Origin of the sequence: Bradyrhizobium paxllaeri (assembly GCF_001693515.2) — a bacterium.
Lineage (GTDB): Bacteria > Pseudomonadota > Alphaproteobacteria > Rhizobiales > Xanthobacteraceae > Bradyrhizobium > Bradyrhizobium paxllaeri.
Map to the genome: position 1 here is coordinate 6,044,480 of NZ_CP042968.1, position 20,369 is coordinate 6,064,848.

The window sequence follows — 20,369 nt, forward strand, 5'->3', positions numbered from 1 at the left end:
ATGCCTTGGCGGCAGAACCATGGCTGGACCGCACGGCCCGTTCCGGCGGGCGGGATATTGCAGCAAAAAGCCAGCAAAACCCAATGGTCTTGCTGGCTAATTCCAATTCTGACGAGGCTATTTCAGCGCGGAATTCGGGCAAAGCATGTGAAGCCCGATATGCATGTGGCCATTATGGGCAAAGATCCGAACCTTCAGGTCATGCGTACCATCGACGTTCTCGCCGACCTTCAGCACCAGCGGCATCGGATTGGGCGATCTGAGATTGGTCGCAATGACTTCGGTAATCTTGTCGCGGATCGCCTTTGGAATTGCTCCAGAGTGCTTTTCCCACTTGTCATGCCCCTCGGTCGATCCGGATTCGCCGGCCCAGTTTTCCTTCTTCGGCACCAGGAATTTCGTGAACTTACCGAACGCATAAGCACCGTTCTTCTTCTCGTACTCTTTGAACTTCTTCGCGGTTTTGTTGATATTCTGCGGGCTATATAATTCATTGATGTGTTCTTCAAATTTTCCGCTGTAGACTAATCCACCCATTTCTTGCTCCTTGAATAGCGGCGCCAGTTGCCGTGGCCGCAACGTGGCCACAATATGTCAAATATCAGAGAAATTGGAGAGTTCGGCCTTAGCACGTTCTAGATGTACAGTCATTTTTGATTGGTCGAAGAGCGTGATCGCCTGGACCAGCTCCTCCCTCGCTTCGTCTGTCCGCCCCGAAGCCGCCAGGAGCCGGGACAGCAGTCCCTTGGCCGTGCCCAGGAAGGGCAGCGCTCCGAGCTTGGCGGTGAATTCGATCGTTCGTTGGAGGCAGTCCATGGCCTCCTCAAGCAAGTGCCCGCCTTGGGACGCCAGGATATTCGCCTCCGCGCTCGCCGCCAGCGCTTCGATGCCCGCATATCCCTTCTGCCTCGCGCTGGCCTCGCAAGCGTGCAAGAGAGACAATGCGTGCTGGACTTCTCCGAGCTGGCCATAGGCCGCGCCGAGATACGCCGAGACGGCGACTTTGCTGGTTTCATGACCAAGCTTGTCGGCTTCATCCTTCGCCCGCAACAGGATCTCTGTCGCACGCACGGCATGTCCCTGCTGCGAGTAGAGGCTTCCCAGTGCGCTCATGATGAGAGGCTGAAATAGACGCACCTCGCTTTCGCGCGAAACACGAAGGGCCTGATCGAGGGCGCTTTCTGCCTCTTCAAAATCGCCACGCATCAGTTGCACGACCCCGCGCCCGTAGTCGGCTGCGATCATGTCATAAGGGCGGTCGTTCGTTTCCGCCAGGATACTCGCCTCTTCGGAGCAATGTTCGGCCTCGTCGAATTCGCCGAGCCACGCATGAACGATGGCGCTCATCATGCGGCAGAGCACCAGGAGGCTGGATCCCGTTGTCCCCGGCGGGACGTTGTTCGGCGCACTCGCAAGCAATGCAGTTGCCTTTGCGAGATGGCGTTGTGCATCCCGAAATCGTCCAGCCAGAAAATATGATTGGCCCAGGCCATATTCGACAAAGCAAAGCCAGGGGGAGTTGTTCATCTGGTTGGCCAGCGCGACGGCCTCTTCCGCCACCGCGATCGCTTCATAGGGCGTCCCGTAAAAGTTCAGCGCCGCCGCCCTGATCGCGATGGAGGCCAGCCGGCGTTTTTCATCGCCAATCTTCCGGGACCGCGCCTCGCCGTCCTGACCAAGACTGAACCATTCCTCGATGCTTCCAAACGACACGAACGAGAGCCGCGCTTCGATGCGCAGATCGATCGCCCGTTGTTCACGGGCCGTCGATTCCGGCTGCATGTCCACCGCATCCATGGCGGCCTTGAAATATTCCGTAGCGTCACGGAACGCCGATCTGGCAAACGCCTTCCTGGCGGCCAAATGGCCATATCGGTCAACCTTGCTCCAGTCCTGGGACTTGATTGCGTGATGGCAAAGCGCTTCCGCAACATCTTCCTCGCGTCCAACCGAGGTTGCTTCCAGCGCCGTTAGAATTCGCCGGTGCAGCACCTCGCGCTGCGAGCGGAGAATGGATTCGTAGGCAACCTCGCGAATAAGGTCGTGGGCAAACACGTATTCAACCGACGGGACTGACCGCACCTCCTCGAGAAAGTCCAGAACCTCCAGCGACCAAAGCCGGCTTTGCAATTGCGCCGCCGGCATATCGGTGACAGTGGCGAGCAGATTTGGCGACACGCGCGGTCCGAGAACCGAAGCGAGTTGCAGAAGCGCCTTGTCTTCTTTCGGCAAACGATCGATACGCGATGCGATCACCCCCTGGACAGTGGGGGGAATTTCCAGAGTGTCCCAGGATGCATCGCCGCCGATCCCCCCAGCGTCGCGCCGATTGATGAACTGCCGGGCAACCTCCTCGATGAATAGCGGGATCTGTCCGGTATGGCGGAGGATGCGGGCCTTGAGCGCATCGAGATCGGGAGCAGTGCCCAACAGATTGTCGAGCAACATGTTTGCCGACGCGGCGTCGAGCGATCGAAGCCAGATCCGCAGCACATCGCGATTCTCAAGCCACTCCGGCGTATATTCGGTCCGCCACGTCAGCAGCACCAGCAACGGGCGGGTTGCCGCAAGCGACATCAGAGCTTCAACGACGGTCTCGCTTTGGCCGTCGATCCAATGCAAATCCTCCAGCAATAGCACCGTGGGTCGCGACGAGACCATCCGATCCAGCATATTGCGAACGGCATCGATAATTACACGCCGTCGCAGCAGCGGCTCAAGATTACGCCAGCGCGGATCCCCGACGGGCTGATCTAGAACAGAATTGAGTGCCGCCGGCCAAACCTCGGCGTCCGCCGACGCAAGGACCTCGCTTGAGCCTGCTTGATCGGCAACGACGAGATTCTCTGGCTGCAGCGCGCTTTGAAGAAGCTTCTTCAGCAGGGCATAGGGAACTGCTTGTTCGAGTGGATTGCCCTCAGCTTCGATCACCTGCCAATCACGTTGCCGCAAGGTAGCCACGAATTCGTGGACTACACGGGACTTCCCTATTCCAGCCGTTCCCACTATGGCAGCGATCTTCCCGGAAGGGCCGACTAGCTGTGCCGTGCGCTCCAGTTGCGAAATCTGCTCGTTCCGACCGACGAAGGATGAAAGACCACCCGTCGACCGGGCTCGCCAGCGGCTGAGACCACTGATCTCGACGGCCTCATAACAAGGCACCGGTGCGGGAAATCCCTCCAGCCGTTTCGGCGGCAGGGCCTTGAAGGTCACGATTCCGGTCGCCAGGCTCTGGCAGGACTCCGAAGCAAGGATCTGTCCGGCATTCGCCGCGCTCTCGAACCGCTTCACCAGATGGACCGCCGGCCCGCCCGCTTCATAGATCGACGAGAAGTCCGCTTCGATGACATGCGCGACGACATAGCCGGAATGAACGCCGACCCGCACGTGAAGCTCCGGATCGTTCAGCAGCTTGATGCGCCTGACGAGTTCGAGGGCTGCATGACAGGCCAGCACGGCGTGATTGTCGTCCGCGTGCGGTGCGCCAAACAAGGCAATCAGCCCGTCACCACCTTCCTTGCTGACGATGCCGCGGCTGCGGCGAACTGCCGTGCGCATGGCGATCAAGGCCGGCTCGAGGCGGGAAATCGCTTCCTCGGGGTCGAGCTCCGAAATCAGATCGGTCGAACGCTGCAGGTCGGAGCAAAGCACGGTGAGGAATTTCCGCTCGCCGGCAATACGGCCGCGCGCTTCGGAAACAGATGGGCTCACTGGATGGTTGGGCGCGGCCGCGCCGCATGCAGAGCAAAACAGATCGCCAGCTCTCAGCGTCGACGAACAGACCTGGCAAGACACCCTCAGCTTCCTCCATCCACCTTGTTCAGACTAGCGAAAGATCGTGGGCGAACAAGCCTTTACGTCAGCAGTCGGGATCGGTGGGCGTTCGGACGGACAAGCCATGGTGCACTGGATCTCGGAGGGATCTGAAGGCAATTGATTCAAACATAACCGGGATTCTCCTAGCAGATAACATGCCATGCAACTAGGGGATGCCGGACAGCCCGCCATGTCATACATGGCTCCGTGAACCTTTCCTCCATGCGCGGCACTAACGGCTCAGATTGACCGTTGCCCCCACCCGCGCACGGGACCGAATAGGCTTGAGCCGGCGCCCCTTGATCTGTCTTTTAAGGAGAATATCCATGACGAAATTCGCCTTGCTGGGCGTAGCCGCCCTCCTTTCCACTGCCGTCTCAGCGCCGGCCGCCGCGCAGGAGGTCGTCTACAATCCCGGCTACTGCGCGCAGTTCTATCCGAACGCAAACTGCCAGAACAAGGGAGCCAACAGCCCCTATACCGGCGACTACCAGCGGCGAAACCAGATTCGCGGAGCTTATGCGTGGGGGGTTAGTCCCTGTGCGATGGGCGCTGACTACTATGTCGGCCGCGGCGGGCGCCGTTACGCCTGCTATTGATTGCGGGACCGGCCGCTGGCTGCAGGCGCCTGTGGCGCTATGCGCCGGCGGCTATTCCTTGGCGATTCCCGTTTCCTTGATCACGCGCTCATACTTCGCGAGCTGATCGCGCGTCATGGCACGCAGCTCCTCGGCTGAACTGCCGCGCACCGCAAAACCCAGCTCTTCAAGTTTTCGGCGCACATCCTGATCGCCGACGGCCTTCAGCACCTCGGCGTTCAGCCGGGCAATAATATCCTTCGGGGTGCCAGCAGGCGCAAGAATCGCGAACCATGAATTGAAGAAGAAGCCGGGCAAACCTGATTCCGAGACGGTCGGCACGTCGGGGAATTGCGCCAATCTCTTCTCGGTGGTTACCCCGATCAGCTTGAGCTGGCCGCCACGCACCAGCGTTGCGACGGTGCCCAGCCCCTGGAAACCGACGGGAATCTGGCCTGCGGCAATGTCGGTTGCAGCCTGGGTGGCCCCTTTATACGGCACATGCGTCAACGAGATGCCGGCAGCCGACGCGAACATCGCCATCGCCAGATGCTGCGGGCTTCCCGGTCCGCCGGAGCCATAATCGATCTTGCCGGGTGTTGCCTTCGCAGCCGCGATCAGATCCGCTGCACTCTTGATGGGTGCCTGATTGCTGGCAATCAGCCCCCATTCCACCGTCGCGACCAGCGACACCTGTTCAAAGTCCTTCAGAATATCCCAGCGCATCTTGGATTGAAGGTTCGGCACCATGGTCATGATGCTGTCGTTGAACCCACCGATCGTGTAGCCATCCGGCTCAGCCCGGGCGACGGCCTCCGCCCCGATCAGCCCTGATGCGCCGGGCTGATTCAGGATCACGATTTGCTGGCCCATATTGTCGGCCATCTTCTGGGTCACGATCCGCGCAGCGACATCGACCGCGCTGGCCGCGGCCAGCGGCACGATCATCTTGATGGGGCGGTCCGGATAGTTCGCTTGAGCGAGCGCCTGGTGGCTTGAAAACAGCGCGAACGCTGGAATCAGAAAATGGATCAAGCGCATTTGTGCTCCCCAAACCTTATCCGCGGCAAAATTGCCTAGTCGAAGCCGCGATTTTCTTGGAGAAAGTGTGCGCGCGAACGTCTCGTTTTGCAATCGGCCCAGAAGCGAAATGGCCCGACCGGCGAATCAATCCGCCAGGCCAACCGGCAGGACGCAGCAGCTAAAGCAACTTTCCATCTGGTCCAAAAAACGGATGCGGACCGTCGAAACTCCCGATCGGGACCTGGTGGGTGACGATGGTGCCGCCTCCCTCACCAGGAAACCAGCTGTGAAGATGGAAGGCCGGCGGCTCGACCTTGAAAGAGGGCCCGCGCAGCTCGGCCAGGTCGAGGTCGACCGCATGATTCGGAGCCGGACAGATTGTGGTCGGCACGCCCGCAAACATGGTCAGCGCCGCGCGGTGCACATGCCCGGTTGCGATCAATTGCACGCGCGGATGACGGCGCACGATCGGCGCCAGGTCGCTTGCGTTGAGGAGATTCTGGCGGTCCATGTGCCAGATGCCCGCCTTGAACGGCGGGTGGTGTAGAAACAGCAGGGCTGGCCGGTCGGGCGACGAAGCCAGGGTTGCGTCAAGCCATTGCAGCGAGGCCCCTTCGAGTTCGCCGTGCGGCTTCCGATCCACACTTGAGTCGAGCAACAGCAGATCGAGCTCAGCCACTTCGATCTTCTGGTTGAGTGGTCCGGATACGAAGGCGTACGAAGCGGAAGGAAACGCGGCGCGCATTAACTCGCGCGAATCGTGATTGCCGGGGATAGCGGCAAATGGAAGTTTCAGCGGCGCCAGCAACCGCTTGAGATATTGATATTCCTCTGCCGTCGGCGTATCAGCCAGATCGCCCGAAATCACCACAAAATTGGGTGTCGGCTCGAACTCGTTCAGGGCAGCCACACAACGTTCGAGCGCCTTTGCCGTATCCACTCTGCCATAGGCGAGCGATCCCGGCGGCTTGATATGCAGGTCGGAAATCTGGGCAATATAAATCGGCTTTGGCGACATCGGCCTTCTCAGTTCTCGGGCGGCAGCAGACGGACAGCGTCGGGTGAAATCAATAGTCCGATCCGTTCACCCGGCCTTGCTTGAACCGTATTCGGTGCGTCGACCGTGAGCAACCTGCTGGATGCGCCACTGACGACCAGCCTTTGCCTGTCTCCGATGAAGCTGACGCTGTCGATCGTGCCCGAAAGCGACGCACTTCTGGCTACCGCTACGTGGATGGTTTCCGGGCGGATCATCGCAACCGCCGCCGGCATGTCACCATCGCAATGAATCGGCTGCCGCCCGCCCGGCAACACGAGATGACCGTCCTCGATGGCCGCTTCGACGATATTCGCGGCACCGATGAATTCGGCGACGAAGCGACTTCGCGGCGTGAAGTAGATCTCCCGCGGCGTGCCGATCTGGGCAATTGCGCCCCTCTGCATGACGACAATGCGATCACCGAGCTCCATCGCCTCGGACTGATCATGCGTCACGTAAATCGTGGTGATACCGAGCGCACGCAGCAGGCGATTCAGCTCCCCGCGCAGCCGGTCGCGCAACGCAGCATCAAGCGCGGTCAAGGGTTCGTCCAGCAACAGGATGCCCGGCCGGATCGCGACCGCGCGCGCCAGCGCCACGCGCTGACGTTGGCCACCGGAAAGCTGGTCGATGCGGCGGTTCTCGAGGCCCGAAATGTTGGTCAGCGCCACCAGTTCGGCGACGCGCGCCGCCCGCTCCTTGTCCGGCATCCCGCGAATCTTCAGGCCATAGCCGATATTGTCTGCGACGGTCATGTTGGGGAAAAGCGCGTAGGACTGAAACACCATGCCGACATTGCGCCGCTCGATCGGCACCGCCGTCATGTCCTTGCCGTCGAACAGCACCCTGCCGCCGGCATCGGGCCGCTCGAGCCCCGCAATGATGCGCAGCATGGTGGTCTTGCCGCAGCCGGAGGGGCCGAGCAGCACCAGCGTTTCACCGCGGGCGATGTCGAGCGTCGCGGGTTCGAGCGCGCGCGTTCCGTCGGCAAAGGTCTTGCCGCAAGCCTCGATACGCACCGAGGCGCCGTGTCCGGCCTCCGCACTCATTTCTTTATTTCCTTCTCGGCGAACAACTGCATGGCAACCAGCAGCGGAATGATCATTACGAAGAAGATCAGCGTATAGGCGGAAGCGACCTCGAGCCGCATCGAGGCATAGCTGTCGGCGAGCCCGATCGGCAACGTCTTGGTCAACGGCGTATGCAGCATCCAGGTCAGGTTGAATTCGCCAAGCGACAGCGTCACCACCATCAGGCTGCCCGCCAATATACCCGGCAGAGCATTGGGCACGATTACGTCGCGGAAGCGCCGCCACGGCGATGCGCCGAGCGATGCCGCGCCCTCGTCCAGCGTTTTAATGTCAACGGTCGCGAATACCGCCATGACCGATCGCACCATGAAGGGCATCGTGAAGATGACGTGGCCCACAAGAATGAACAGCCAGGAGCGGCGAAAATTGCCGAAGCCCCCGTAGGTCAGGAGCAGTGCCAGCGCGATGGCGAGGCCTGGAATCGCCAACGGCAGGGTGATGATTTCTTCGACGATCCGTGACAGCCGCCCGCCCCGCACATGCAAGGCATAGGCGGCCGGAACGCCTGCGGCGAGTGTCACGGCAAGAGTCGCGAAGGCAACGACGAACGACAGCAGGATGGTGCCGGCATAGAGCTCCCACACCTGCATTACCCATTGCAGGGTGACGCCGGACTGGATACCGCGAAAGTAATTCACCGTGACGCCGGCAGAGATCGACAGGATCGCGGGCACCACCAGGAAGGAGGCGACCAGCAGCGTGAAAATGAGTTGGCCGGTGAAGATCAGGCGGTCGCGCATGGTCTCATCCGGCAGCCGCGACGGCGCTTCCGCTGAAGGAACGGGCAAGCGCAAGAATGAACCAGGTGATGATGCCAAGGCCGACCGACAGCGCGGCGGAAATCGACAAATTCGCAGCCAGCGTGAACTCGGTATAGATCAGCATCGGCAGCACATCGATGTTCGTCGCCAACGTGAACGCCGTGCCGAACGCCCCCATCGCGGTCGCAAAAGCAATAGCACCGGAGGCGACGAAGGCTGGCGCCAGCGCTGGCAGAACCACGTCGCGCTGCACCGCCCATGGGCCCGCACCCAGCGAACGCGCGGCCTCCTCCAGGCCGACATCGAGCTTCTGTACCGCCGCCATGACCGTGAGAATAACGCGCGGGATGGAGAAATAGAGATAACCGAGAAACAGGCCGTAGATCGAATAGGCAAAGACCAGCTTCTCGCCAAACAGGCGGTTGGAGAAGTCGCCGATCAGGCCCTGTCGGCCGGCAAGCAGAATGATCATGAAGCCGACCACCACGCCGGGAAACGCCAGTGGAAAGGTCAACATCGCAATCAGAACGGCGCGGCCGGGGAAACGATGCCGCTGCAGGAACATCCCGGCGATCGTCGCCACGACCAGGGTTACGATGGTGGTCGCGGCGGCGAGCAGGACCGTGTTGACGAGGGTCGCACGGTAACGCGGCTCGGCCAGGATCGCGAGATATCCCGCAAGCCCCTGCGGTCCCCCTGCCCCGGTTACGACCAGCCGCCCCATCGGCAACAGGAAAAATGCCGCTGTCACTGCCGCAAGCGGCAGCAAGCATAACCAGACAAAGGACCTATGTGACATCAGAGGTTAGCGCCCCGGCGAGAGGCGTCATATTGCCTTAGCGGACCTCGGCGAGATAGCGGTCGACGAAGCCTTTTTGCATGTTTTCCATCTGCCCCCAGTCGACATTCTTCGCGCGCGCGTAATCGCTGTCAGGCAGGAACTTCTTCTTTACGGCTTCGGGCAGTTCGATCGGCCTCGCCGGACGGAGATAGGCATTGGTCCAGATCGCCTGGCCCTTGTCGGACAGGAGATAGTCCAGCACCTTCTTGGCCTTCTCCTTGTTGGGCGCATTCTTGACGAGGCCGACGACATACGGAAACACCACCGATCCCTCGCAGGGGATCACGAACTCAAAATTTCCCTTCTCCGAGTATTTCGCGCGATAGGCGTTGAAATCATAGTCGAACAGGATCGGCATCTCGCCGGAGACGACGCGGGCGTAGGAAGTCTGCTTGGGAACGATCGGATCGTTCTTGCGTAGATCCTTGAAGAACTTGATGGCGGGATCGAAGTTTGCTTCGGAACCGCCGAGCGCCAGATTGACCGCAACCGCGCCGACATAGCCGACCGCGGCCGACGACGGATCGAGATAGCCGACCATGCCCTTATAGTCAGGCTTCAGGAGATCCTTCCAGCAGGCCGGTACCGGCTTGCCGCCGAGCGCATCCTTGTTCACGAACAGGCCGAGCGTACCGGAATGAATCGTGGTCCAGTAACCATCGGCATCCTTCAGGCCGGCGGAGACCTGATCCGATTTGGCCGGTTTGTAGGGCTCGAGTGCGTCCTGCGCCTTGGCCTTCATGCCGAAGGTGACACCGAAATAACCGATATCGCCGACCGGGTTGTTCTTCTCGGCGAGAATCTGCGCCAGTGCCTGGCCTGAATTTTTGTTGTCGTGCGGGATGTCGTAGTTGAGATCAGCCTTGATCGCCTTGAGCATGGAAGCCCAGTCCGCCCATTCCGGCGGGCAATTGTAGCAAATGACGTCGGCCGCTTTGGCGGATTGCCAGGGCGCGATCAGTGTTAGCGCCAGCAAGGCAAGAGCAAAACGGGCGATCTTCATGGGTCACTCCAGCTTCAAAAGTGGCAGTTGAGGATTTCAACACCAACCGGAGTGCAAGTATAGGCCGCGTATGAAGGTTTTGCGACGAAGCATTTTGCTATGCAGCAAACCCGGCAGCGCGTCGTCATCCAGCAATTTCGTCGGCCGGAGATTTCCGGTAGCATCCGGCGCGAGAGGAGACGCTCATGTATCAACCTTCAGGCGTAAAGACCTCGCCGGACTTTCCCATTCCCAATCGGATGAAGGCCTGGGTGCTGGGCGATCCGGATCAACTTGAACTGCGGGAAAAGCCGGTACCCGTTCCCGCGCGCGCCGAAGTGCTGGTCCGGATTGATGCCGTTGCGATATGTGCCACCGATCTCGAAATCATTCATTCAGGTTCACCGGCCAGCATCCAGGGCGGCCTGCCCTTCAACAGAAATTTCACGCCGGGCCACGAATATATGGGTACAGTCGCGGCGCTAGGGCCCGACGTCGACGAATTCCAGATCGGAGAGCGGATCAGCGTGGAGATCCACGCCGGCTGCGGCCAGTGCAAGCGCTGCCGCCAGGGCATGTACACGTCATGCCTGAACTACGGGAAGCCGGACAAGGGCCATCGCGCGAACGGTTTCACGACGGACGGCGGTTTTGCCGAATACGCCGTCAATCACATCAATACGCTGGCGCGGGTGCCCGACACCATGAGCGACGCCGAGGCAACGCTCGTGGTTACCGCAGGCACCTCGATGTATGGGCTGACAGAGTTGGGGGGATTGGTTGCCGGCGAGAGCGTCGTGGTGATCGGTCCGGGACCGATCGGACTACTCGCAGTGGCCGTCGCAAAGGCGCTGGGCGCCAGTCCGGTCATTCTGACCGGAACGCGCAACGGCAGGCTCGCGATCGGCCGCGAACTCGGGGCCGACCGCGTTATCAATATCAACGACGAAGACGCGGTTGCGGTTGTCAAACAGCTCACCGGCGGCATCGGCGCAGACTATGTGGTCGAATGTGCCGGCAACGAGGCGACAATCAACCAGGCCATTCACATGACCAATCGCGGCGGGAAGATATGTCTCGCCGCATTTCCACACGATCCGGTCGTGATGGATCTCGCACATCTCGTGAAGAACAATATCTATGCCTACGGAATCCGTGGCGAAGGTCGCAGCGCCACCCGCCGTGCCATGGCGCTGATGGCGGAGAAGCGCTTCGACGCGACCAAGATCCACACCCACACATTTCCGCTGACCGACCTACCGACTGCGCTGCGATATGCCCGCGAGCGCGTCGAAGATGCGATCAAGGTCGTTGTCACCAATCGGAAAGCGGATGCGGTCACAAGAACGGCAGCCGAATAGCACGGGGCGGCAGCGCTCACCGCCCTTCGAACTTCGGTTCTCGCTTTTCCATGAACGCCTTGATGCCTTCCTGCATGTCCTGCGTCTTGAACAGCGGCAGGAGCTGCAGATAGACGCGATGCACATGATCGGGGAACGTTTCGTTGAGCCCCATTCGCATCATGCGCTTGGCGGCCTGAACCGCCAGCGGCGCGTTGGCCGCGATCTCGCGCGCCGGTCCCATCAGCTCAGCCCCCCGCACGACCTCATTGGCAAGGCCCCGTTTGATTGGAATGTGTTGATCCAGCGCTTCGCGGCGTAAATCACATGCACCGCATGCGTGAGCGTAGCCAGGGAAACACCTCAATAGAGCGTGAGGGACATGACGAACGTGGATCACATAGCTAGCCGACTGGAGTGTGTCAGATCGCAGGCACATCGGGCGCGAGCGCTCCACTACTGCGATCGATTCCACGTTCGGTCGACATCTTCATAGCGTTGAGCATTCACTCTTGGATGCGCCCCGCCGGATCAGGCTGTCCGGTACCGCTCGATAAAACTCAGATCCGGCTCGCTTCCTAATCCAGGATCCTCGCTCAAGGTTACAGTTCCGTCTGTCACGTTGACGAGCGGTCCGCAAAGGCGATCGCGCAACACATTGTCATTTGAATCGACTTCCAGCAGCCCGGCGCCGCCGATCCCGGCAAGCAGATGCGCCGACGCCAGTAGGCCAATCCCACCGCCGAGATAGTGTGGACAGAAGGTCTTGCCGGCTGCCAGGATGTCGCGTGCGACGCCCAGGCACATCGTCAGACCACCCCATTTGGCGATGTCGGGCTGAACAACCCGCAACACGTCGTCGCCGAGGACATGCTCAAAACCAGCGCGGCTTGCGATGTTCTCTCCGGCCGCCAGCGGGATGCCGATGTTTTCGCGCAGCTGCTGCCATTCCCGCCATGGCCGATCGGCTCGGATCGGCTCTTCCAGCCAGGCAAGATCGAACTCGCGGAGATATGGCGCCATCTCCAGCGCGCGAGCCAACGACCAGCCCTGATTGGCATCCACCGCCAGCACGCCGTCGCCGACGAGGTCACGCAGCGCTACCAGGTTGGCACGATCTGTCGCCGGTTCGAAGCCGACCTTTAATTTCAGTGCGCGATGCCCGCGTTTGAAGGCCGCTTCGGCCGTTTGCCGCGACCCCGTCGGATTAATCCCGCTGGCGTAAGCTCGGATCGTCTTGCTGTTGCCACCGAGCATTCGCCAGAGTGGCTGCTTCCGTCGCCGCGCGTACAGATCCCAGATTGCAAGATCAATTCCGGCGATCGCCTGCGCGAACGGGCCAGGCTCGCCGGATTGCAGCGCCAGTACAGAGGTGCCCTGTGTCAGGGCCTCGAAGATTTCGTGGGGTGCGCCGACAGTGCGTCCGCATGTCGACGGGGCAAGAACCTCGTTGACGAGCCGCGTCCGATGCTCGGCGCCGGTGGATGGAAAGTTCGACCAGACCTCGCCCCAGCCAGCATTGCCGTCCGTGTCTTCCACGCGAACGAATACTGCCGGCCTGTCCAGCATCTTGCCGAAGGACGTAACGACCGGTGTGGACAACGGGTAGCGATAGCAGAACGCCTGAACGCTCTGGATGGTGAATGTTTGCAAAGTCATCTCAATCAATACGCGCGCGCGAAATCGCCTTCCTGCCTGATTTCGCTGAAGGCCGGAAAGCGCGCCGTCCAGGCGTTTGCTTTCTCCTTGGTCAGCGAGTTGAGCCGTTCGAGCACACCGACACCATCCTTGCGCAGGCTGGCGGCGACTGCGGCGCGGTCAGGGAAATGGCTGCGCACGGCATCGAGCCAGATCGTGCGGCCAGCCAGAAAGCCGCCCGCGCCAGCGGCGTAGGCGAAGTCCAGCACGCGCTCGAATTTCTCCGGCGCCGCACCGCCCGATAGCAACACCCAAGGGATGTTGCGTTGGCGGCAGATGTTACCGATCGCCTCGAACTCCTTTTGCGCGGCTTTCGACGCCGCACTTCCATCGCGCGGCGGCAGGCTATTGGCCGCAAGCGGACTTTCGAGTTTCAAGAGATCGACGCCATATTCGGATTTCGCAAACTCCTCGACGCTGTCGATGACAAGCTTCGGCAGCTTGCCCGGCGATTCCACATAGTCGGCGGTGTGGTTGGCACTGCCGAGGAAAGGGTAAACCAGCAGTTCGAGCACATAGGGGATGTCGTGACGGGCGCATTCCTCGCCGACCGCCCGCACGAAGCGCTTCTGATGTTCGTTGACGGTAGAAGCGGCATCCGGCCGGTACCAGGCCAGCACCTTGACCGCGTCACCGCCGATGGCACGGATCTTCTCCACGCTCCAATCGGTGATTGCCCGCGACTTGCGGCCACCCGGACTTTCCTCGACGCGGTGCTCCTCGAGCGTCATGATGAGGCCGCAACGGGCCGGCAGCAAGTCGATGGCCGCCGGCACCGCAAAATTCGGATCAAACAGCATCGAGCTGCAGTGTGGCGCCAGCGCCTCGACCAGAAGTCGCTTGGCCGCGGTCACATCGGCATATTCAACCTGTTCCCTGGAGATGCCTTTCGCTTGGGCGATGGCATCAAACAGCGGCGGCCGCTGGTCGAGTGCGACCATGCGAAAGTGCCCGTCCGCATCGGCCAGACGCGCAAGCCCGCGGTTCTTTCCAATTGTTCTCATTGGTTCGTCCTCATGAATGCAAGACAATTTTCGATGGAGGGAATTCCGGCGCGTCCGCCCGCATGCTCACATTTCAAAGCCGCGGTGGCAGCAGCGAACGCCATGGCGTCGTGCACAGCGAGACCTACACCGACCGCAAGGGCATAAGCGCCGTGGAAGACATCGCCCGCCCCCGTCGTGTCGACGACCCTGGCGGGGAATGCGGCTTGCTCTTGCAGACTGCCGTTTTCGCACCAGCTCACCCCTTCATGTCCGCGGGTGACCGCGACGACGCGGCAGTTGAAGCGCGCAAGTTTCGCCAGCGAGGCGTCGCTGGCAGAGCCAATGAATGCGGCAAGCGCGGGCTCGGAGAAGACGGCGTGATCGGTGAGCGGCAGCAGGCGCTCGAAAATGGTGGCGTCCGCAACATCGCCGTCGAGGATGGTCGGAATACCCAATGCGCGCGCTTTTCCGAACAGGGCAACGGCTCCCTCGGGCCAGCGCGGATCAGCCAGCACGGCGGTAGCGCCTGCAACGGCATCGAGCGGCAGCCAATCGGCCGGCTCGGGATAGGCTCCACGAAAATTCGCGATCTGACGTTCACCGGACCTGTCGACGATCACGCCCGAGACGGATGAGCGGCCTTCCGGAAACAGTTTGAAATTCGTGACATCTATTCCTTCGACTGACAGCGCTGACCGCATCTCATGCCCGGCCGCATCCTCGCCGCCACGGCCCCAGAAGGCAGCGGAGCCGCCGAGGCGCGCGATGGCGACCGCAGCGTTGGCAGCCATGCCACCGCCGAGTGTGGAATAGTCGAGACTCCTGATCTTCTCGCTCTCGCCTGAAAACCTCCGGTCGACGCGCCAGATCTGATCGAGCGCCGAGAGACCGAGGCAGATCACACGCGCGCGCTTCGCCTTGACGGCCATGTCGGCCAGTTTCGTTCGTGTCGCGGGATTGGTGGGCTCGTTCACCGCAGCACCTGGCCACTGGTGCTGTCGAACAGATGCGTCTTGCCGGGCTGTGGGCGCAAGTTGAGACGATCGCCGACCTTGGGCCGCAGCAAGGGATCGACCCGCGCGATCGCCGATGCGCCGGCCAGATCAAAGTGAATCAGCGTATCCGAGCCAAGGGGCTCAACCAGATTAACCGTCACAGCCGCGGCTCCGGCCGCGTCCGCGGCCACCGAAAAATGCTCGGGGCGAATACCGAGCACGCCATGCCCAGCCTTGCGCAACAGGTTCCGGCTCTCCGCATCCAGCGGCGCGTCAGTGCCTCCTTGCGAAAAGACGATCTGCTCGCCGCGCTGTTCGACCTGAAAGAAGTTCATCGCCGGCGAACCGATGAAGCCGGCGACGAACTGGTTGGAGGGTCGCTCGTAGACCGTCTCCGGCGTGTCGTACTGCTGAACCGTGCCGCTCTGCATCACCACGATACGGTCCGCCATGGTCATGGCTTCGATCTGGTCGTGCGTGACGAAAACCATCGTGGTCTTGAGTTGCTGCGACAGCGCCTTGATCTCGGCACGCACCTGCCCGCGCAGTTTGGCATCGAGATTGGAAAGCGGCTCGTCGAACAGAAAGGCCTTTGGATTGCGCACGATCGCGCGGCCCATCGCCACGCGCTGCCGCTGGCCGCCCGACAACTCCTTGGGCTTGCGGTCGAGATAGGGTTCGATATGCAGCAACGCCGCCGCGCGCTTGACCCGTGCATCGATCTCGGCCTTCGGCGTGCCGCGCAATTCGAGCGCAAAGGACATGTTCTCGTAGACCCGCATGTGCGGATAGAGCGCGTAGTCCTGGAATACCATGGCGATGTCGCGTTGGGCGGCGGGAACGCCGTTGACGCGATTGGCACCGATATAGAGCTCGCCGGAGCTGATCGGTTCAAGCCCGGCGATGATCCGCAGCAAGGTCGACTTGCCGCAGCCGGACGGACCGACAAAAACGACGAACTCGTGGTCCGCGATCTCGAGATTGAGATCGGGAATGACGGTGAAGTTGCCGTAGCGCTTCACAAGATTGCGGATCGAGATCGAGGCCATGACCGCTAGTCCAGCGCCAGCACGGGCTTGATCAATTCGCCTTGGGCGAACCGCGCAAAGTTTTCCGGGAGCGCCGCGAGTCCGAATTCGCCGTCGACCAGCACGCGATATTCCTCCCTACACTGGCGCAGCAGGGCCACGTTCGGCTCGAAATCGCTGACCGGAAAATAGAAGGTGCGGATCATGTAGAAATCCTTGCGCCGGAACACCTTGCCCTCCTCGATGGTCCAGGGCGCGGCGTTCTCGCCGACCAGTACCAGGGCCCCGCGCGGCAGAACGAGCTCAATGCCGAGATTGCGCGCCGCATGCGCGCCCGAGCACTCCATGATCAGCGCAAATCGCCGCGAGGTGTCACCGACCGGATGCGCCTTTGCGCCGAAGGACAGCGCGATCTTGAGGCGCGCCGCATTGGGATCGGCAACATGAATATCGCGATGACCGAGGCTGCGGAGCGCCAGCACCACGCCAAGTCCAACCGGCCCTGCGCCCATCACCAGAACTGGGCCGGCCTCCTGCGGCGGCACGATCCGGCTGACAAAACGCACGGCATGACCTGACGTGCCGATCACGTCGAGCAGCAGCGGCGCCAGGCTGTCTTCGATATCGTCAGGCACCGGCAGCAGGCAGTTTTCAGGAACCGGCACATATTCGGCGTAACCGCCGGGCCTGTTCCAGCCGATCAGACTCGATATCTCCAGGCACATCTGCGTATCGCCGCGCTGGCACGCCGCGCAGCGGTCGCAATGCAGCGGAATGTAGACGACACACCGCTTGCCGTGCATGCGATGGCCGGGCTGCTCGACCACGCCAAAAATCTCGTGACCGGCGGTGAACTCGGCGCCCTTGTGCCAGAGCTTGAAATCGGAGCCGCACAGCGCCGTTCGCGAGACGCGCACCAGCACCTCGCCGGCCGCCACCTCCGGCATTGCGATACGCTCGATGGTGATACGGTCGGAGCCGTGGAACACGGCAGCCTGCATGATCGAATTGGTTAGCGGAACGACGGTCATCCAATCCCTAGCCTTTCACTGCGCCAAGCGTCAGTCCGGATACCAGCCAGCGCTGAACGAGCGCAGCCAGGATCAGTGGCGGCAGCGCGATCAGCGTCGCCGCGGCCATCAACGCACCCCATTGCGTCGATCCCTCACCAATAAAGTTGAAGGCGGCCGCAATCAGCGTCTTGCTGTCGCCGTTCGAGAGCACCAGCGCGAACAGGAAGTAGTTCCAGGAAAACACAAAGGCCAGGATGGACGCCACCGCCACGCCGGAGGCGACCAGCGGCAGCGCAATCCGCCAGAGAATGCGCGTGACACTGCAGCCATCGACTTGAGCTGCCTCGAAGACGCTGCGCGGGATTGCGTCGAACGACGGCAACAGCACCCATATAACGATCGGAAGCGTGATGACGGCATGGCTCAGGATCAGCGCGGTGTAGGAGCCGATCATGCCGACCTGGCGAAACATCACATACCACGGCAGCAAGAACAGCGTGCCGGGCGCCATCCGCGCCGCCAGCGTCAATATCGCCGGCCATGAAATGCGCGTCCACGATACCGCGAACGCCGCTGGAATTCCGAACAACAGGCCGAGAGCGGTCGAGCCGATGGTGACGATCAGGCTGTTGATCGCGTAGCTCAGGAAGGGTGTCGTTTTCGTGAGTTGCGCATAGTTCTCGAGCGTCGGCGCGAATATCAGGGTCGGCGGATAGGCGGTAACCTCGAATGACGGCTTGAGCGAGGACAGCACCATCCAGAGGGTAGGCGTCAGGACGATGATGCCGGCGAACACGAGCTGAAGCAGGTTGAGGCGGCGTATCCAGACATCGGTGATCGGCGCGTCGGTCATGGCTTCACCTCACCAGGCCACTGCGCCGCGCAGGCGATTGAACGCCAGCACCGCGCCGAACACGATTGCGGTCAATGTCAGCATCAGCGCGCTCGCATAGCCGATGTTGAAGAACTCGAAGCCGACCCGGAAACCGTAGATGTTGAGCGTATTCGACGCGTTGCCGGGACCGCCCTGCGTCGTGATGTAGATAATGTCGAAGAAGCGCAGCAGATCGACGCTGCGCAGGATCGTTGCCGTGACGATGGTCGGCAGCAGCAGCGGCAGCGTAATGCGCTGAAATGTTCTGAATGCCGAGGCGCCATCGATCTGGGCGGCCTCATAGACGCTTGGCGGCAGCGACTGCAGGCCGCCCAGCACGATCAGCGCCACGTAAGGCGTCCACTGCCAGGTGTCGATCAACGCCACCGTCGGGATCACCCAGACCGGCGAGGCCAGCCACTCCGATGGCGGCAGCCCGAGGGATTGCAGGATGTAGTTGGCGGCGCCGAGCGACGGATCGAGAATGACCAGCCACATCATGCCGGCGACCACCGGCGGCATCATGAAGGGCGAGATGAAGAGCGAGCGCACGATGCCTGGCAGGCGCTTGGCGTGAAACAGCACCAGCGCCAGCCACACGCCGAACACGAGTTGCAGCACCAGCGAGAGGACATAGAGCGCAATCGTCACCCACAGCCCGTGCCAGAATTCGGTATCGCCAAGCAGCTTTGAATAGTTTGCCATCCCAACGAAGGATTGCTTGCCGGTAGACGAAAAGCTGTGCAGCCCGAGCCAGATCGTATAGACGACCGGAAATGCAATCATGGCGACGGTGAAGATCACTGCCGGCGCCGAAAGCGCGGCCAGTTCCAGCCTCTGCCGATCTTCAGTCAATGCGGCGGCAGCCTCGGACATGCCTGCATGTTTCCCGGATTCAATCTGGAACGAAAGCGTCGACCGCGACAAGGCGGCCGACGCGTCATGGGCTACTTCTGTGCAATCAGGGCATCGAGCGCCTTGTCGGCGTCGGCACAGGCCTGATCCACGGTCTTTTGCTTCAGGATCAGATCCTGCACGGCCTGACCGATGAATTCGCGCGACTCCGGGTTGGCAACAATGGGATAGCCGACCTCAGACGAACCCTTCGCCGCCAGCACATCGAGCGCGGCCTGCCATTGCTTGCGCACCGGCTCTTCCTCGATCCACTTGCGATACGCGGGATCGTTGGCGACGGCGGAGCGCGGCGGCGCAATCCCCTGCAGTGCCATGCGCTTTTGAATCTCCGGGCTCGTTGCCCATTGCACGAAATACCAGGCGGCCTCGGGCTGCTTGCTGTGGGCGGAGACGGCCATGCCCCAACCGATCGCGGTCGGGACCTGGCCCGCTTCGCCGGCCGGGAACGGAACAAGCGCGGTATCCTTTAGCCGCTCGCCACCATCCATTACGGTACGCAGCTCGTTCGAGGATTCGAACGACATCGCCGCGCGACCGCTACGATAGAGTGCTGAAATCTGCTGGAAGCTGTAATTGACGACGCCGGGCGGTCCGAAATCCCGGAGCAGGCCAGCGTAGGTTTCAAGCGCTTCCTTGCCCTTGGCCGAGCAGAGACTGGATTTGCCGTTGGCGATGTAGTTGCCGCCGATATTGTGCAGCATGTTGCTGAAGGTATAGGCGATCGCGGGCTTCAGACCGCGTGAGACGAATGGCGTGATATTGGCGTCGCACGCCTTCAGCTTCTTCGCCGCCGGCTCGATGTCCTTGATGGTCGCGGGCGGCTCGACACCGCATTTCTTGAGGATGTCGGTCCGGTAATACAGGATCGGCCCCTCGATATTCATCGGCATGCTGGTGAGCTTCCCGTCGAAGGTTGCTGCCTTCAACAGAGCCTGGCTGAGGCCCGCATAGTCGTAGTCGCCGGCGACCGCGCCCTTGGTCATTGCCGTCAGATCGGCGTACCAGCCGGCGGCGGCGAATTGCGGGCCTTCGCGCGACGGCAGTGACATGAACACGTCGACCTCGTCGCTACGCGCGTTCATCACGGTCACCAGGCGCTGCCGCATCTGCTGCTCCTGGTAGCCGTCGACCTTCAGCGTGATGCCGGTGAGCTTCTCGAAATCGGCCTTGTGCGTCAGCAGCGCCTGCGACACCGGATTGTTGTTGGCGAGGAAAGTGACGGTCTTGCCCTGGAATTTCTTCCAGTCGAAATCGGCCGCGCAAGCCACCGAAGCCGCACCACCGGCTGCGACAAGGGCAAGCGCAAGGCGCTCCGCAAAGGCTCTGGCTTTCATCGATTTCCTCCCTTGGTGGGAGCTGATGCTCCCGTTTCCGGCTGAACCGGATTTG

18 protein-coding genes and 1 pseudogene are annotated in these 20,369 nt (G+C 61.4%); 2 read left to right on the forward strand and 17 right to left on the reverse strand.

Annotation, left to right across the window (positions count from 1 at the left end; all coding sequences use genetic code 11):
- Window positions 1-117: 117 nt before the first annotated feature.
- Entirely contained in the window at window positions 118-537 is a 420-nt protein-coding gene (locus tag LMTR21_RS28880) for a hypothetical protein (protein WP_065754314.1), read from the reverse strand.
- A gap of 57 nt (window positions 538-594) precedes the next feature.
- On the reverse strand, window positions 595-3,795 hold the full coding sequence (locus tag LMTR21_RS28885) for an ATP-binding protein (RefSeq protein ID WP_084030744.1): 3,201 nt from the start codon (window positions 3,793-3,795) through the stop codon (window positions 595-597).
- 347 nt (window positions 3,796-4,142) lie between these two features.
- Between LMTR21_RS28885 and LMTR21_RS28890 the strand changes: the two genes are divergently transcribed.
- Window positions 4,143-4,415 carry a hypothetical protein gene (locus LMTR21_RS28890; protein WP_065754312.1) on the forward strand — a complete coding sequence of 91 codons (273 nt, stop codon included), beginning with the start codon at window positions 4,143-4,145 and terminating at the stop codon, window positions 4,413-4,415.
- A gap of 51 nt (window positions 4,416-4,466) precedes the next feature.
- Here the strand turns inward: LMTR21_RS28890 and LMTR21_RS28895 are convergent, their stop codons facing one another.
- From LMTR21_RS28895 to LMTR21_RS28920, 6 genes are all read right to left on the reverse strand, one after another.
- Entirely contained in the window at window positions 4,467-5,435 is a 969-nt protein-coding gene (locus LMTR21_RS28895; RefSeq protein ID WP_065754311.1) for a Bug family tripartite tricarboxylate transporter substrate binding protein, read from the reverse strand.
- A gap of 160 nt (window positions 5,436-5,595) precedes the next feature.
- Window positions 5,596-6,435: a phosphodiesterase gene (locus LMTR21_RS28900; protein WP_065754310.1), complete on the reverse strand. Its 840-nt coding sequence runs from the start codon at window positions 6,433-6,435 to the stop codon at window positions 5,596-5,598.
- An 8-nt stretch (window positions 6,436-6,443) separates the two neighbouring features.
- Window positions 6,444-7,505, reverse strand: coding sequence for an ABC transporter ATP-binding protein (locus LMTR21_RS28905; protein WP_065754309.1), 1,062 nt, complete (start codon window positions 7,503-7,505; stop codon window positions 6,444-6,446).
- On the reverse strand, window positions 7,502-8,287 hold the full coding sequence (locus tag LMTR21_RS28910; RefSeq protein ID WP_065754517.1) for an ABC transporter permease: 786 nt from the start codon (window positions 8,285-8,287) through the stop codon (window positions 7,502-7,504). Before LMTR21_RS28910 ends, LMTR21_RS28905 begins: the two co-directional genes overlap by 4 nt.
- Window positions 8,288-8,291: 4 nt before the next feature.
- Window positions 8,292-9,107, reverse strand: a complete 816-nt coding sequence (locus tag LMTR21_RS28915; RefSeq protein ID WP_065754308.1) for an ABC transporter permease — start codon at window positions 9,105-9,107, stop codon at window positions 8,292-8,294.
- Window positions 9,108-9,144: 37 nt separating this feature from the next.
- A complete protein-coding gene (locus tag LMTR21_RS28920) occupies window positions 9,145-10,152 on the reverse strand; it encodes an ABC transporter substrate-binding protein (protein ID WP_065754307.1) in 1,008 nt (335 codons plus the stop codon).
- 185 nt (window positions 10,153-10,337) lie between these two features.
- Here LMTR21_RS28920 and LMTR21_RS28925 point away from each other — a divergent pair, with 185 nt between their 5' ends.
- A complete protein-coding gene (locus LMTR21_RS28925; protein WP_065754306.1) occupies window positions 10,338-11,492 on the forward strand; it encodes a zinc-dependent alcohol dehydrogenase in 1,155 nt (384 codons plus the stop codon).
- Between the two features lie 16 nt (window positions 11,493-11,508).
- On the opposite strand, the pseudogene LMTR21_RS28930 reads toward LMTR21_RS28925, so the two are convergent.
- The 9 genes and pseudogenes from LMTR21_RS28930 to LMTR21_RS28970 form a co-directional block, all read right to left on the reverse strand.
- Window positions 11,509-11,751 (reverse strand): annotated as a pseudogene (locus LMTR21_RS28930) (enoyl-CoA hydratase/isomerase family protein); the annotation flags it as partial.
- A 251-nt stretch (window positions 11,752-12,002) separates the two neighbouring features.
- Window positions 12,003-13,130, reverse strand: a complete 1,128-nt coding sequence (locus LMTR21_RS28935; protein ID WP_065754516.1) for a mandelate racemase/muconate lactonizing enzyme family protein — start codon at window positions 13,128-13,130, stop codon at window positions 12,003-12,005.
- 5 nt (window positions 13,131-13,135) lie between these two features.
- Window positions 13,136-14,173, reverse strand: coding sequence for a tagatose 1,6-diphosphate aldolase (locus LMTR21_RS28940; RefSeq protein WP_065754304.1), 1,038 nt, complete (start codon window positions 14,171-14,173; stop codon window positions 13,136-13,138).
- Window positions 14,170-15,129: a sugar kinase gene (locus LMTR21_RS28945; RefSeq protein WP_065754303.1), complete on the reverse strand. Its 960-nt coding sequence runs from the start codon at window positions 15,127-15,129 to the stop codon at window positions 14,170-14,172. Before LMTR21_RS28945 ends, LMTR21_RS28940 begins: the two co-directional genes overlap by 4 nt.
- Window positions 15,126-16,199, reverse strand: a complete 1,074-nt coding sequence (locus tag LMTR21_RS28950; protein WP_065754302.1) for an ABC transporter ATP-binding protein — start codon at window positions 16,197-16,199, stop codon at window positions 15,126-15,128. The genes LMTR21_RS28945 and LMTR21_RS28950 overlap by 4 nt, the downstream gene beginning before the upstream one ends.
- A 5-nt stretch (window positions 16,200-16,204) precedes the next feature.
- A complete protein-coding gene (locus tag LMTR21_RS28955) occupies window positions 16,205-17,209 on the reverse strand; it encodes an alcohol dehydrogenase catalytic domain-containing protein (protein WP_065754301.1) in 1,005 nt (334 codons plus the stop codon).
- 7 nt (window positions 17,210-17,216) lie between these two features.
- Window positions 17,217-18,044 carry a carbohydrate ABC transporter permease gene (locus LMTR21_RS28960; protein ID WP_065754300.1) on the reverse strand — a complete coding sequence of 276 codons (828 nt, stop codon included), beginning with the start codon at window positions 18,042-18,044 and terminating at the stop codon, window positions 17,217-17,219.
- A 9-nt stretch (window positions 18,045-18,053) separates the two neighbouring features.
- Complete coding sequence (locus LMTR21_RS28965; protein WP_065754299.1) at window positions 18,054-18,941, reverse strand: carbohydrate ABC transporter permease; 888 nt, start codon at window positions 18,939-18,941, stop codon at window positions 18,054-18,056.
- Window positions 18,942-19,012: 71 nt separating this feature from the next.
- Window positions 19,013-20,314, reverse strand: coding sequence for an ABC transporter substrate-binding protein (locus LMTR21_RS28970; protein ID WP_065754298.1), 1,302 nt, complete (start codon window positions 20,312-20,314; stop codon window positions 19,013-19,015).
- Window positions 20,315-20,369: the final 55 nt, after the last annotated feature.